Here is a 14544-nt window from a genome sequence, read left to right as displayed (position 1 = left end):
CGTCGGAGATATCGGTTGGATATGGCTTACGAGGCTTCATCCGTATACGTTATCGTGACAAGGGCAAAGTTCATAACACGCTCTAAACATAAATCAGGCTGTTTGTGTCGTTGAGTTGACAGCGCGGCTTGCGGTAGGCACCTTCGCTGATAACGTTGTCAGCGAACAGGAGCACACTCCGAATTCATGCAGACGTTGCCGCCGATCATGCATCGGTCTGGCGCCTTGACCCGCACGCCACGAGGCAGTGCGGGACGTTGCTCGCTTCCGGCACAGGGGACGGAGTGCGGGCATGGCACGCGCATCGCGCGTTCTTGCGCAACTCACCGGTTGCGACGTATCAGCCTAGAGGTCCACGCAATGGTGTATCCCCGTGTGTTCGAGTTGTCCGGTCATGTCCTGTGTCATGCGCGTGCACCGCGTCGTTCGCCACTGAGCGCAGCGGTCCGTGGTTTGCTGTTGGGTGGCGCGGCTTTTGCCAGCACTGCGGCACTTCCCGTATTCGCGCAGGAACAGCCTGCACCCGCCCAGCAACAGGCACCCGCGCAAACCAATCCGTCGGTCTCCACCTTGGATGAAATCAAGGTGGTGGGTTATCAGGCCAGTCTCGGCAAGGCGCTCAACGTCAAGCGCAATGCCGATGCGATCGTCGATGCGATCAGCGCCGAAGACATCGGTAAATTCCCCGATACCAACGTCGCCGAATCGCTGTCGCGGCTCTCCGGCATCACCGTGGACCGGCAGTTCGGCGAAGGCGAAAAAGTCAGCATCCTCGGCACCGATCCTGCGCTCAATCGCGTGCTGCTCAATGGCCAGACCATTGCCTCCACCAGTTGGGGCGGCGACCCCAACGATCCGGATAGCCGCTCGTTCAACTACAGCACGCTGGCACCGGAAGTGGTTGGCTTGATGGAGGTCTACAAGACTCCGGAAGCGCGGATCGACGAAGGCTCCATCGGCGGCACCGTGATCGTGCATACGCGCAAACCGCTGGATCTCGAGCGTAATACGCTGACCGGTACGCTGAGCTACGGCTATAACGATCGCTCCGAAGACCCCAAGCCGAACGTATCGGCGTTGTACAGCTGGAAAAACCAGGACGAAACCCTGGGTGTGCTCACCTCGGTGATGCATTCGCAGCGCGTGTTGCGCCGCGATGGTGTGGAAATTTTCGGCTACGACAACGTGGAAGGCGCAGGGTTTCCGCCGGGTGTGGTGGGCAATAACACCGGTGTGTTTCCGACTTCGATCAATACCGCGTTGTTTCAGCAGACGCGCAAGCGCGATGGTGTCAGCGCCGCACTGCAGTGGAAGCCGGATGCCGACTTCGAGCTCAATCTGACCGGTTTGTACGTCAAGGAAAGTTTCGACAACTACAACCAGAGCCGCTACGGCTACTGGGGCTCCAACCCGGGCGATGCGCAGGCGCTGGGCTTCGAAAACGGCGTGGCCACCTCGGGTACGTTCGGCGATCAATCCACCACGTTCCTGGATGGTTATCTGCGCAACAGCGACGTCACCACCGGCAGCATCCACTTGCGTGCCGACTGGCATGGCGATGGCTGGAATGCGTCGAGCCAGGTTGGTTACACCAGCTCGCAAGGTGGTGCCGAGCGCATCTACGGCATCCAGTTCCGCAATCTTGCCGGCTACAGCTACAACATCGACGGGCGCCGCACCGCGATGGACTACAGCACCGACCCCACCAACGCTGCGGCGATGCAACTCAATAATGCATCGGCCAGCCACAGCCCGCAGTACGACAAAGAGCGCTATCTGCAGCTGGACTTCGATCATGCAGTGGAGTGGGGTCCGTTTACGCAGATTCTGACCGGTATCAAGCTCACCAATCACGCCACCGGGCAATCTGCTTACAGCCGCACCTGGACGCCGAACGATGGCAGCACGCTTGCCGCATTCTCGCCGGGCACCACACCATCGGGCTATCTGGATGGCATATCCACCAGCGCCGATATGCAGCAATGGTCGACGATCAACAGCGGCTCGATCAGCCAGTACATCAGTGGACTGGAAGGCGATGACGGGCTGCCGATCAGCTACGCCGGCAACTACAGCATCGAAGAGCAGAACCGTGCGTGGTTCCTGCAAGCCAATTTTTCCGGCGAGCGGTATCGCGGCAACATCGGCGTACGTTATGTGCATACGCGCGATTCCACCGACGGTTTCAGCTATGCGCCGGGCGGCGGCTACACGCCGGTCAACTTCCTCAACAGTTATGGCAAGTGGCTGCCGGCCTTCAATATCGCCTACGACCTGCGCGACGATTTGATGGTGCGCTTTGCCGCTTCCAAGGTGATCGCGCGGCCGCGCTACACCAACATGACCCCGTACGTGGCCACCGACGACACCACGCTCACCGCATCCACCGGCAATCCCGGTCTGAGCCCGTACGAGTCGACCAATCTGGGCGCATCGCTGGAGTGGTATTTCTCCGACAGCAGCCTGCTCAGCGGCGAATTTTTCTCGCGCGACATCTCCAACTACATCCTGACCACGGTGGAAGACCGGGTGTTCTTCAACAACGTCACCGGCGGTTCGAGCACGTATCAGACCTCCGTGCCGACCAATGCCGGCGATGCCAAGGTGCGTGGCGTGGCGCTCAACCTGCAGCACAACTTCGGTAACGGATTCGGCGTGGTGGCCAACTACACCTATTCCGATTCCAAGACCGACGGCGATTACAGCCTGCCGTACAACTCGCGCAACGCCTACAACATCAGCCCGTACTACGAGCAGGGCAAATGGAGCGCGCGGGTGAATCTGGGCTGGCGCTCGGAGTACTTCACCCAGATCGGCCGGCTCAACGGCCAGCAAATGACCGACGCGTTTACCCAGGTGGATGCATCGTTCGGCTACCAGGCTACCGAGCGCCTGCGCGTGGCGCTGGAAGCCACCAATCTGCTGGACGAAACCTACTTCAGCTACATCGGCAACAAGAACCAGCCGTACTACATCTACAAGAACGGTCGTTCTTTCATGTTGAGTCTGAATTTCAAGCTGTAATGCGTGCGGGTTAGAGGAGGCGCGCACAGGGCGCGTGGATGGCATCGATGCTTATGCCACTACGCACCCGGTGTGCTTCCTGCAAATACTGCGCTTCTTGTCGTCGCGCAGAGCGTTGCGCCTGGCGATTCATGCGTCTCACGCGGTGCAATCAGCAGCGTAGGAGCGCACCTGGGCGCGACGAGGCTTTCACGAATGATGCTGGCCTAGCTCACCGATCCGCCGGCACAGCGCCGCTCCCCTCAATAAGCGACTGCTTCTCACTCCACGCGTTTTAAAATGCGTACAGCCGCAATCGCGGCAATCCGTGCCTTCGCCAATGCCTCACCGATCTGCGGGCCTTTCAAACCTTCTGCAGCCAGGTCGCGTGCATTGATTGCGAGCGCAGCAGCATGCAAGCGTTTGAGTTCTTCGCCCTGCGGATACGCCGCATCTTCGCTACCCAGGCGGCCACGCTTGTCGGCTTCGCAGACCAGGGCAAGTTGTGCGATGCGCTCGGGGCGGCGGAAGGCATCGCAGCGCATCAGCAGTTCGTGCACGGTGCGGTCGCGCAGTTCGGGCAGGCGATGCACGTTCAGGTGTTCGCGGCAGGCGGTGACGGCAAGCTGGCGATAGTCCTGCGGCACCTTGAGGCGTTCGCACAGGGCTTGCAGCGGGGCGACGCCGCGTTGCTCGTGCATGATGTGGCGTGGCCATTCGTCCGGTGGTGTGAGTGCTTTGCCCAGATCGTGGGTGAGCGCGGCAAAGCCCACCAGCGCATCGCCCGGCGCCAGTCGCGCGGCCATGTCGCTGACCATTTCCTGGTGGATGCCGGTATCCACTTCAGGATGAAACTCGGCGCGTTGCGGTACGCCGTACAGCGCGTCGATTTCCGGCAGGATGACGCGCAGTGCGTCGGTGTCGTGCAGGGCGCGCAAAAATGCGGAGGGCTGCGCGCTTGCCAGTACGCGACGCAACTCCTGCCACACGCGTTCGGGCACCAGGCTGTCGAGTTCGCCGCTGGCGGCCATCTCGCGCATCAATGCAGCGGTCTCTGGCGCGATAGTGAAACCCAACGGTGCCAGTCGTGCCATGAAGCGCGCTGCGCGCAACACGCGCACGGGATCTTCGACGAACGCCGGGCCTACATGACGCAGCACGCGTGCTTGCAGATCGCGCGCGCCGCCGTAGGGATCGAATAGCTCGCCGGTGTCTTCGTCGCGTGCGATCGCATTGATGGTGAAGTCGCGGCGCAGCAGGTCTTCTTCGAGCGTCACCGACGGGTCGGCATCCACCACGAAGCCACGATAGCCGCGCCCGGACTTGCGCTCGGTACGCGCCAGCGCATATTCCTCACCGCTGTGCGGATGCAGAAATACCGGGAAATCTTTCCCCACCGGTTTGAAGCCCAGGCGTTCCATCTGCGTCTGATCGGCACCGACCACGACCCAGTCGCGGTCGCCAGCAGGCTGGCCAAGCAGGGCATCGCGGACTGCGCCGCCAACGAGATAGATCTTCATCGCTACATGATGCCCGATGCGGTGCGCGAGTCGAAACAACGCGAACTGATTGTGGTTGGCGTCTGGCTAGGCTTGGGTGGCCAAGTGATGCCAACACGTAAAGCTCAGCGTATCGCAGCGGTTGGTCGGTGCGGATAGATCAGTCGTAGAGCGGAGAGCAGCTGATTCTTTGATTGGCTGCAGGGCCCTTGCCCGCCCACCATCGCGGGACACGCTGCAAGTACGTCCTTGTAAGCTCTTACGCGGCATCCATGCCGCGTAAGGTCCCGCGACGGTGGGCGGGCAAGGACCAGTCGAGATGGGCTGGTGTGCATGGTTGCAAGCAGTGCATGACGTGCGTTGTTCGGATACCGGCGCATGCGATCAGCTTCGCGACGCGACGCGATCAGTAGGCAGACTTTCAACAAGTGACCTACAAGCTTCTCAGCGTCCCAAAGCAGACGTAGCGATAGGCAGGTTTTGACCCGACCACCGACCAACTTCCTGGTGCGGTGTCCTCGCCGATTGCGGGACCGTGTGGCGGCATGGATGCCGCCACCGAGCCTACATGGACGTACTTGCGGCGTGTCCTGCGAGCGGCGAGGGCACCGCGCCCTCGACGGACTAAGCTTTTGACTGCACCTAACCTATGCAGCGACCCTCGGTTGCCTCGAAGCGTTAAAGGATGTTGATACAACAGTCGTCAGCGGTGTCTGGTTTGCACCTTGGCCCAAGCCCAAAGACGCAAGCACGACAACCTCATCCAGCCGCTGTGCTCGTTGGATAACTCGGAGCTCAATCCTGCGCCGCGTTGTTGGCTGTCTGGCCTGGCGTGCACACCGGCTTCAAGCGCTTGTCCACCAGTTTGCCCATCAGCCGGTCGCTCAACGGCAGCATGTCGCCGTTGAGTTGCCAGTCGTAGATCACGCTGAAGGCCAGCACGCGCGCCACGTACTCGCGGGTTTCCTTGTAGCTGATGGTTTCGATCCAGAAGTCCGGCTCGAAGTTGGGCCGCTGCGATTGCCAGCGCCCGGTCGGCCCCGGGCCGGCGTTGTAGGCGGCGATGGTGAGGTAGGGCAGGCCGTAGGTGTTGAGCAACTGGCGCAGATAGGCGGTGCTGATGGCGATGTTGGTGTCCGGCTCGTACAGGCTGGTGGCACCCGCGTAACCGGGCAGTGCGATGCCCTTGGCCACGGCGGCGCCGGTGCCCGGCAATACCTGCATCAAGCCCATCGCGTTGGCAGGCGAGCGTGCGCGTGGATTGAAGATGCTTTCGGCACGAATTTCTGCTGCCACCCAGGCCGGGTCGATCGCATTCTTGGCGGCTTCGCGGCGAATGCTCTCATCGTGATGCAACGGAAACCGCAGCGAATACAGCCGTTGTTCGTCCGGCTGTTTGCCGAGTGCGAACACCGCGCGATCGAACCAGCCATTCTCGCTGGCCACTTGCACCGCCAGTCGGCGTTGGGTGTCGTCGAAGCGGGTGGCGGCATCTTTCCACTCGGCCACGGCCCAACCGGGGCGGTCGATCTGGAACAAGGCGATCGCGCGGATCAATGCCGGATCGCGAGCAACGGCCGCCTTGGCCTGCGGGTTGTCCTTGGGCTCCCACGGGCACAGCCGGTACGGCTGCTGCAGACGATCGGCGGCCAGGAAGCCGTGGAAGGTCGGCGATTGCGCGGCCGCGCGATACAGCGGCTGTGCGGCCGCGGCAGCGCCGGTCTTCTCGGCCAGGCGCGCTTCGAAATACTGCCAGCGCGAATCGCTGCGCTGGGTGGCGGACATCTTGCGGATCGCCGCCAATGCAGCCGGCCAGTCGCCACGCGACATCGCCTCGCGCGCACGCCATTCGTGCAGGCGCTCGTCATATGCGGCATCGGGGACTGCGTTGAGGCGACGTGCCGAATCCGGCAAGTACGAGGCCACTGTCCACAGCGCGATCTGGTACAGCACCTGGCCGCGCTGCGCCTCGCTGAAGCCGAGGGCGGCAGTCAGTTGCGGCAACTGCTGCTCGGCCGCGTCCGGGTCGCTCTTGGCCAGCTTGGCCAGACCATCGACAGCGATGCCACGGCTGCGCTCGGTCTTGGGCCAACCCAGTGCACGCGGGTGGATCTTGTCGAGAAAGGCGGCGTAATCGGTGGCCAGTGCCAGATCAGCCGCCGGCAAGCCGCGCGCGGCGGTGCGCATCACCGCTGGCAGTTGTGCATCGGCCGCCGCTTCCACGCGCTCCCAGCGCAGCGCCGGAGTGAGCTCACCCCGCGACTCCAGCCCGGCGATCACCGGGTCGCAGGCATCGGGCAGCGCCTTGCCGTTACGCCATAGCGTGAGCGCATCGCGGCTCCATTGCGCATCGGCCTTGCCGGTGGCCTGACGCGCGGTGAGCTGTGCGCAGCGCAGGCCGAGGTTGTCGGTGGATTTCCAATTGGCCAGCAGCGTGGTCCAGTCCTGGCGACGCGCCACCGCCGGCAGCCAGGTGCTGCGGAAGCTCTCCGCCACCGGTTGGCCCGCATAGCGCTGCAGAAACCCCTGCGCCTGCGCATTGGAAACGCTGTCGATGCTGCGCTTGAGCGTGGCGTATTCCAGCCAGCCATACAGCGGATGGCGACTCAACGCACTGAGTTGACCGGCATCGGACTGACCGCGCTCTGCAGCGGCGATGGCATCGCGCATGGCGGTCAGTTGCGGGTCCAGGCTTTGCGCATGCAGCGCAGTGCTGCCAAGGCACAGCAGGCCGACGAAAACAGTGGCAAGACGGGGGGCATAAGTCATTGCGCGATGATACCGAAGCACGCATGAGCGCTTGAGTGAATACGCGTTGCAGCGTTGCGAACGCGCACATCTCAGCGTGCAGGCGTAGCGCGTGAGGGAACGCGTCATCGCACGCTCGCGTTCGTGCGCGTGCGATGGCAGCCACTGCGACCTGCTGCGCAGTGCTGCACTGCCAGCTTGCGGCGCGTTAAGGTTTCGTTTAAAAGTTGGGGCGGACCGCAGGGCATGGGGGCGTGCGGATACTCGAAATCCTTCTGGAGAGAGAACGGATGAAGCGTCTGATTGGCCCTCATCGGTCATGCCTGGCCGTGCAGTTGTCGTTGTGTCTGATTCCCACACTCGCCTGGGCGCAACAGCCCGAGGCCGCCCCGAGCACGCGCACGCTCGACAGCGTGCAGGTCACCGGCACGCGTATCAAAACCGCCGAACTGCAGGGCCAGGTGCCGATCCAGACGCTCAATCGCGCCGACATCGAACGCACCGGCCTGACCTCGATCGGCGAGGTGCTGCAGGAACTCACCGCTTCCGGCTCGGCGCTCAATGCCAAGTTCAACTCGTCCGGTAATTTCGGCTTTCCGCCCGATGGTGGTGGTGTGGGTGCAGGCTCGGCGCAGGTGGATCTGCGCCATCTGGGGTCCAAGCGCGTGCTGGTGCTGGTGGACGGCATTCGCTGGGTCAACGAATCTTCGGCCTCCGGCGTGGGCTCGTCGACCGATCTCAACACCATTCCGCTGGCGATCGTGGAGCGCATCGAGGTGCTCGAAGACGGCGCTTCGTCGCTGTACGGTTCGGATGCGATTGCTGGCGTGGTCAACATCATCACCCGGCGCAGTTTCGACGGTGCGCAGGTCACGCTCAACTACGGGCAGTACGGCAAGGGCGATGGCGCCAACCAGGGCATGGACCTGGCCTGGGGCACCAGCGGCGAGGATTTCAGCCTGTTTCTGGGTGCCAGCTACGTCAAGCAGGACCCGATCTACGCACGCGACCGCGCACAGGCACGCTTTCCGATCCCGGGCACTGGACTGACGTTTGCCAGCTCGGCAACGCCAGATGGCCGCTTCCAGTTTGTCGACCCCAACACCGGTGTGCGTCAGAACCTCACGCCCAATGCCGGGGTCGGCACGCCGCAATACGATGGCAGTGCGGGGTGTACACGCAGCGACGACTACCACTGTTTCGGCACCGCTGACCGTTACAACTTCGCCGAACAGAATCTGCTGCTGACGCCGTCCGAGCGCAAGGGCGTGTTTGCGCAATTTCGCTATTACTTCAACGACGATGTGCAGTGGTATGTCAAAGCATTGGGCAACCGGCGCGAGTCGACCAACCAGGCCGCACCCGAGCCGATCTTTCTTGGCCCCGATGCCGGCACCGGCAATCCGCTGGCCGACAACATCGTGATTTCGGCGCTGAATCCGTTCAATCCGTTCGGCTTCGAGTTGAACTCTGCTACCAACCTGATCCAGATCGGTCGCCGCCCGGTGGAAGGCGGGGCGCGTCGGTTCGAGCAGCAGGTCGACACGCAATACTTCGGCACCGGCCTGGTGGGCACCTTCGAAGGCGCGGCGCGCACGTGGTTCTGGGACGTCAACGGCATGTACAGCAAGAACAAGGCCGAGCAGACCAACTACGGTAGCTACAACCTGTTCAACATCAATCTGGGGCTGGGCGATCCGGCCGCGTGTGCGGCAGTGGCCGGCTGCGTGCCATTGGATATCTTCAGCGGCGCCGGCAGCATCACGCCGGAGATGTTGCGCTGGATCCAGCCGGTGGTGCGCGATCGCAGCCAGAACGAATTGAGCCTGTTCACCGCCAACCTCAGCAGCGAGTTGTTCCAGTTGCCCGGCGGCGCGGTGTCGTTCGCCACCGGCTACGAATACCGCAAGTACGAGGGTTCGTATCAGCCCGATCCGCTCACCGTGGCCGGCCGCTATAACGGCGTACCGTCGTTGCCGACCTCCGGCAGTTACGACGTCAACGAAGCCTATCTCGAACTCAATATCCCGATCTTCGCCAACTCGTCGTTGGGCGACAAACTCGATCTGAATATCGCCGGCCGCTATTCGGATTACTCCACCTTCGGCGGCGAGTTCACGCCAAAGTACGGCCTGCGTTGGCAAGTCACCGACGAGCTGGTGTTGCGCACCAGCTACGCAGAAGGCTTCCGCGCGCCGACCATCGGTGAGTTGTTCGGTTCGGCGGCGCGTGCGGATTTGCAGTTGTCGGATCCGTGTTCGATCGGGTTGGGCGGCACCGCGCCGCGTGGCAGTGCTGCCAACTGCGCTGCGCTCGGTGCGCCGGTGGGCTATCAACAGGCCAATCAGCAGATCTCGGTCACCACGGGGGGCAACGAGCAGTTGGATCCTGAGCGCTCGCGCAGTTTCAGTGCCGGTTTCGTGTTCAGCCCGGGATTTGCGAGCAATGCGAGCTGGTCGGATCGGCTCGATCTGGAGATGACGTTCTATCGCCATCATGTGGATGGGGCGATCCAGGCGATCAATGCGCAAACGCAGCTGGATCTGTGCGTGGATACGTTGGATGCGCTGTACTGCAACGGCATCACGCGTGCATCCACGGGGGGCATCAATGCATTCAACAATCGGTTGACCAATCTGGGTTCGATCAAGACCGATGGTTGGGATGTGGATCTGTTCTGGACGCTGCCGGAAACTGGCTTGGGCCGCTTCAAGTTGTCGTGGCAGAACACCTTCGTGGGCCGTTACGAGGCGCTCGGTGCGGCAGGGCAACGGCAGCCGCAGGGGCCAGGCATCGAGGTGGTGGACAGTGCAATTCCCGAGTGGACCAGCAACGCGGTGCTGGATTGGTCGCTAGGCAATTGGACGGCATCATGGACGGCGCGCCACATTTCCAAACTCACCGAGCAGTGCGGCGATGCGGTGGAATTTGCGGTGTGTTCCGATCCTGCCATGGGCACCAATCGGCTGGATGCGATCACTTATCACGATGCGCAGGTGGGTTATCGCGTCGATTGGCTCAAGGGTCTGCAACTCACGGCCGGTTTGAACAACGTGTTCGACAAGGATCCGCCGCTGTGCCTGTCGTGCTCCCTCAACGGCTATGACGCGTCCACTTACGATATTCCCGGTGGGCGCTTCTGGTATGCGCGTGTGGATTTGAAGTTTTAGTCCATCAGGTCAGTCGTAGAGCGCAGAGCGGCTGATCTGCTGTTTGGTTGCAGGGCCCTTGCCCACCCACCCTCGCGGGACACGCCGCAAGTACGTCCTTGTAGGCTCTTACGCGGCATCCATGCCGCGTAAGGTCCCGCGAGGGTGGGCGGGCAAGGGCCAGTCGAGATGGTCGGTGCGCATGGTTACAAGCAAGGCATGGTGTGTTGTTTGGATAACGCCGCGGCCGATCAGCTTCGCAACGCAAAACGCAACGCTATCAACAGGTAGGCCTTCATGAAACTACCGACCAACTTTCTGGTGCGGTGAGGGCACCGCGCGCTCGACCAGCCAAGTTTTTGATCGCACCGAAACGACGCAACGACTCCGGAATCTCGGTTGTCTTGAAACGCATGGAGAGTGCGGATAGATCAGTTACAGAGCGGTTGATCTGCGGATTTTCTGCAGGGCCCTTGCCCGCCCACCATCGCGGGACACGCCGCAAGTACGTCCATGTAGGCTCTTACGCGGCATCCATGCCGCGTAAGGTCCCGCGCCGGTGGGCGGGCAAGGGCCCGTCGAGATAGTCGGTATGCGTAGCTCTTTTCCAAGCAACCAGCAAACTGTCCGGTGCGGTGTCCTCACCGATTGCGGGACCGTGTGGCGGCATGGATGCCGCCACCGAGCCTACATGGACGTACTTGCGGCGTGTCCTGCGAGCGGTGAGGGCACCGCGCCCTCGACTACCCAGGTTTACGGCTGCAGTAGTTACCAGTTCACCTTGCGAGCAGGTTAAATCGCGGACTAAATACAGATCACCCACGCACAGGCGCATCGCCCGCCGCATAGTAGTCCGCTGTGCTACGCGCCAATGGGGTGCGACCACGCATGCGGTCGGCGATCTTCTCGGCGATCATGATCGTTGTGGCGTTGAGGTTGCCGGTGATGATGCGCGGCATGATCGAGGCGTCGATCACGCGTAGACCTTCCATGCCGTGCACACGGCCCTGTCCATCGACCACCGCCATGTCGTCGGTGCCCATCGCGCAGGAGCAGGAGGGGTGATAGGCGGTTTCTGCGCGCGCACGCACGAAGGCGTCGAGTTCGGCATCGGTCTTGCAGTCCGCACTCGGGCTGATCTCGCGGCCGCGGTAAGCGTCCAGTGCAGGCTGGGCGATGATCTCGCGGGTGATGCGGATGGCATCGCGAAATTCCTGCCAATCCTGATCGGTGGATTGGTAGTTGAACAGGATCGACGGATGCTGGCGCGGGTCGCGCGACTTGGCATGCACGCGTCCACGGCTGGGCGTGCGCATCGAGCCCACATGCGCCTGGAAACCGTGTTCTTTCACCGCATTGCTGCCGTTGTAATTGATCGCGACCGGCAGGAAGTGGTACTGAATGTTGGGCCAGTCGAATTCCTCGCGCGTGCGAATGAAGCCGCCGGCTTCGAACTGATTGCTGGCGCCGGTTCCGGTGCCGGCGAACAACCACTCCGCACCGATCGCTGGTTGGTTCCACCACTGCAATGCCGGATACAACGACACCGGCTTGGTGCAGGCGTACTGGATGTAGACCTCGAGGTGATCCTGCAGGTTCTGGCCAACGCCGGGCAGGTCGTGCACCAGTTGCACGTCGAGCGCACGCAGCAGATCAGGTGCGCCGACGCCGGAGCGTTGCAGCAGCTGCGGCGAGGCGATTGCGCCTGCGCACACCAGCACTTCGCGGCGTGCACGCGCGTCGATGCCTTCGCTGCTGTTGCCGACCAAGTAGTGCACGCCAATGGCGCGCTTGCCGGCAAACAGGATGCGATCGGTGGTGGCATGGGTGACGATGTGCAAGCCATCGCGCGGACGCGCCATGTCCAGATAGCCGCGCGCCGTACTTGCGCGACGCCCTTGCGGCGTCACCGTGCGGTCCATCGGCCCGAAGCCTTCCTGCTGGTAGCCATTGAGATCGTCGGTACGCGGGTAACCCGCCTGCACGCCAGCATCGACCATGGCCTGGAACAGCACGTTGTTGTCGTTCTTCGGCGTGGCCACGCTCACCGGGCCTTCGCCGCCGTGATAATCGTTGGCGCCGATGTCGCGCGTCTCGGCCTTGCGGAAGTACGGCAATACATCGCGGTAGCTCCAGTCTTCCAGGCCCGGCCGCTTGGCCCAGTGGTCGAAATCCAGGGCGTTGCCGCGGATGTAGCACATGCCGTTGATCAACGATGAACCGCCCAGCCCTTTGCCGCGCCCGCACTCCATGCGCCGGTTGTCCATATGTGGCTCCGGCTCGGTTTCATAGGCCCAGTTGTAGCGGCGTCCCTGCAGCGGGAAGGCGAGTGCGGCCGGCATCTGGGTGCGGAAATCCAGCCGATAATCGGGCCCGCCGGCTTCCAGCAGCAACACGCTGACGCCCGGGTCTTCGGTCAGGCGCGCGGCCAGCACGTTGCCTGCCGAGCCGGCGCCGATGATGATGTAGTCGTATTCGCGTTGCATGGTGTTCTCCTGTTGCGGCGCCGGCTTGAAGCGGCTTTCAAAACGATTGCGCAGTGGGGCATCGATGCCTGTGCCCGAAACGGCAGCACTGCCCGCGCGCTGCGGCTTGTGCATGTCGCCGATGGCGCTGGCGACTGCCTGCCAGTTGGTGTCAGCCGCTCAAAATACCGACGCGTAGCGTTCCAGTTCGACCTGGACAGACTTGGTGCGCGTGTAGGCCTGCAAGGTGGCCAGCCCGTTTTCGCGACCCACGCCGGATTGCTTGTAGCCACCCACCGGCATCGGTGCCGGCGATTCGCCCCAGGTATTGATCCAGCAGATGCCCGCTTCCAGGCGATGAATCAGACGATGCGCGCGTGCAAGATCCGGCGTCACCACGCCTGCGGCCAGGCCGTACGTGGTGGCGTTTGCGCGTGCGATCGCTTCGTCCTCGTCGTCGTAGGTGAGCAGGCTCAAGACCGGCCCGAAGATTTCTTCGCGCACGATGGTCATCACATCGGTGCAATCGCTGAAGATGGTCGGTGCCACGTAGCAGCCTTGTGCCAGCGCACCATCGCGCAGACGCTGCCCACCGCACAGCAGGCGCGCGCCTTCGGCCTTGCCCTGTTCGATGTAGTCCAGCACGCGCTGCATGTGCGCGGCGCTGACCATCGGACCGAAGGTGGTGCGCGCATCCAGCGGGTCGCCGATCTGGATGCGTTGCACGCGTGCCAGCAGCCGCGCTTCGAAGGCGTTGCGCAGTGCGCGCGGTACGAACACGCGCGTGCCATTGGTGCACACCTGCCCGGAGCTGTAGAAGTTGGCCATCATGGCGATGTCGGCGGCCAGATCCAGATCGGCATCGGCGCAGACGATCAGCGGCGACTTGCCGCCCAGTTCCATGGTCACGTCTTTCAGTGACGAACTGGATGCGCTTGCCATCACCTTGCGTCCGGTCGCGGTGCCGCCGGTGAAGCTGATCTTTTCGATCTGCGGATGTTCGGTCAGCGCAGTGCCCACGCTGGCGCCGTCGCCGGGCAGCACGTTGAACACGCCATCGGGCAGGCCGGCTTCGGTGAAAATTTCGGCCAGCTTGAGTGCGGTCAGTGGCGTCACTTCGCTGGGTTTGAAGATCATTGCGTTGCCGGCCGCCAGTGCAGGTGCGGCCTTCCACAGCGCAATCTGGATCGGGTAATTCCACGCGCCGATTGCGCCTACAACACCCAGTGGCTCGTGGCGCGTATAGAAGAAGCTGCCTTCGCGCAATGGCACCTGCACGCCCTGCAGCGCGTGCGCCACGCCCGCGTAGTACTCCAGCACATCCGCACCGGTGACGATGTCCACGCTGCGGGTTTCGCTCAGCGGCTTGCCGGTGTTGAGGGTTTCCAGTTCGGCCAGTGCGTCGTTGCGCTCGCGCAGCAACGTCACCGCGCGCAGCAGGATGCGCGAGCGTTCCACCGTGGTCAGCGCGGCCCACTGCTGTTGGCCGGCCTTGGCGCTATCCACCGCCGCGTCCAGATCGTCGGCGCCGGCGTTGTGCACATTGGCCAGCACTTCGCCGGTGGCAGGGTTGATGACCTCGAAAGTGTGGCCGCCGCGGGCGGGAACATAACGGCCGCCGATATACAGCAACTGGTCGGGAAAACGTGGCATGACAAACCTCCTGTGGGGCGCACGCCG

6 protein-coding genes are annotated in these 14544 nt (G+C 62.8%); 2 read left to right on the top strand and 4 right to left on the bottom strand.

Annotation, left to right across the window (positions count from 1 at the left end; all coding sequences use genetic code 11):
• The first annotated feature begins 360 nt into the window (after positions 1-360).
• Positions 361-3024: a TonB-dependent receptor gene (locus XcyCFBP4188_RS11200; RefSeq protein ID WP_043909426.1), complete on the top strand. Its 2664-nt coding sequence runs from the start codon at positions 361-363 to the stop codon at positions 3022-3024.
• A 260-nt stretch (positions 3025-3284) separates the two neighbouring features.
• On the opposite strand, the gene XcyCFBP4188_RS11195 is transcribed toward XcyCFBP4188_RS11200, so the two are convergent.
• Positions 3285-4523 (bottom strand): multifunctional CCA addition/repair protein, encoded by a 1239-nt coding sequence (locus tag XcyCFBP4188_RS11195; protein ID WP_043909427.1) that lies wholly within the window; start codon positions 4521-4523, stop codon positions 3285-3287.
• A 774-nt stretch (positions 4524-5297) separates the two neighbouring features.
• The gene (locus XcyCFBP4188_RS11185; protein WP_104592117.1) at positions 5298-7271 is read right to left on the bottom strand and encodes a transglycosylase SLT domain-containing protein; all 1974 of its coding nucleotides are present in this window, start codon (positions 7269-7271) and stop codon (positions 5298-5300) included.
• Positions 7272-7540: 269 nt separating this feature from the next.
• Between XcyCFBP4188_RS11185 and XcyCFBP4188_RS11180 the strand changes: the two genes are divergently transcribed.
• The gene (locus XcyCFBP4188_RS11180) at positions 7541-10420 is read left to right on the top strand and encodes a TonB-dependent receptor (protein ID WP_104592116.1); all 2880 of its coding nucleotides are present in this window, start codon (positions 7541-7543) and stop codon (positions 10418-10420) included.
• A gap of 794 nt (positions 10421-11214) precedes the next feature.
• Here XcyCFBP4188_RS11180 and betA read toward each other — a convergent pair.
• Together betA and betB are read right to left on the bottom strand one after the other, a co-directional pair.
• Positions 11215-12885: a choline dehydrogenase gene (gene betA, locus XcyCFBP4188_RS11170; protein ID WP_104592121.1), complete on the bottom strand. Its 1671-nt coding sequence runs from the start codon at positions 12883-12885 to the stop codon at positions 11215-11217.
• A gap of 159 nt (positions 12886-13044) precedes the next feature.
• Positions 13045-14517, bottom strand: coding sequence for a betaine-aldehyde dehydrogenase (gene betB / locus XcyCFBP4188_RS11165; protein WP_104592114.1), 1473 nt, complete (start codon positions 14515-14517; stop codon positions 13045-13047).
• Positions 14518-14544: the final 27 nt, after the last annotated feature.

The organism is Xanthomonas hortorum pv. cynarae (assembly GCF_002939985.1).
Lineage (GTDB): Bacteria > Pseudomonadota > Gammaproteobacteria > Xanthomonadales > Xanthomonadaceae > Xanthomonas > Xanthomonas hortorum_D.
The sequence above is the reverse complement of the archived record's forward strand: the minus strand, read 5'-3'. Positions and strand labels throughout refer to the sequence as shown.

What these genes read in the sequence shown, in the direction of transcription:
- XcyCFBP4188_RS11200 (WP_043909426.1), top strand. Translation starts at nt 361, where the DNA reads ATGGTGTATCCCCGTGTGTTCGAGTTGTCCGGTCATGTCCTGTGTCAT.
- XcyCFBP4188_RS11195 (WP_043909427.1), bottom strand. Translation starts at nt 4,523, where the DNA reads ATGAAGATCTATCTCGTTGGCGGCGCAGTCCGCGATGCCCTGCTTGGC.
- XcyCFBP4188_RS11185 (WP_104592117.1), bottom strand. Translation starts at nt 7,271, where the DNA reads ATGACTTATGCCCCCCGTCTTGCCACTGTTTTCGTCGGCCTGCTGTGC.
- XcyCFBP4188_RS11180 (WP_104592116.1), top strand. Translation starts at nt 7,541, where the DNA reads ATGAAGCGTCTGATTGGCCCTCATCGGTCATGCCTGGCCGTGCAGTTG.
- betA (WP_104592121.1), bottom strand. Translation starts at nt 12,885, where the DNA reads ATGCAACGCGAATACGACTACATCATCATCGGCGCCGGCTCGGCAGGC.
- betB (WP_104592114.1), bottom strand. Translation starts at nt 14,517, where the DNA reads ATGCCACGTTTTCCCGACCAGTTGCTGTATATCGGCGGCCGTTATGTT.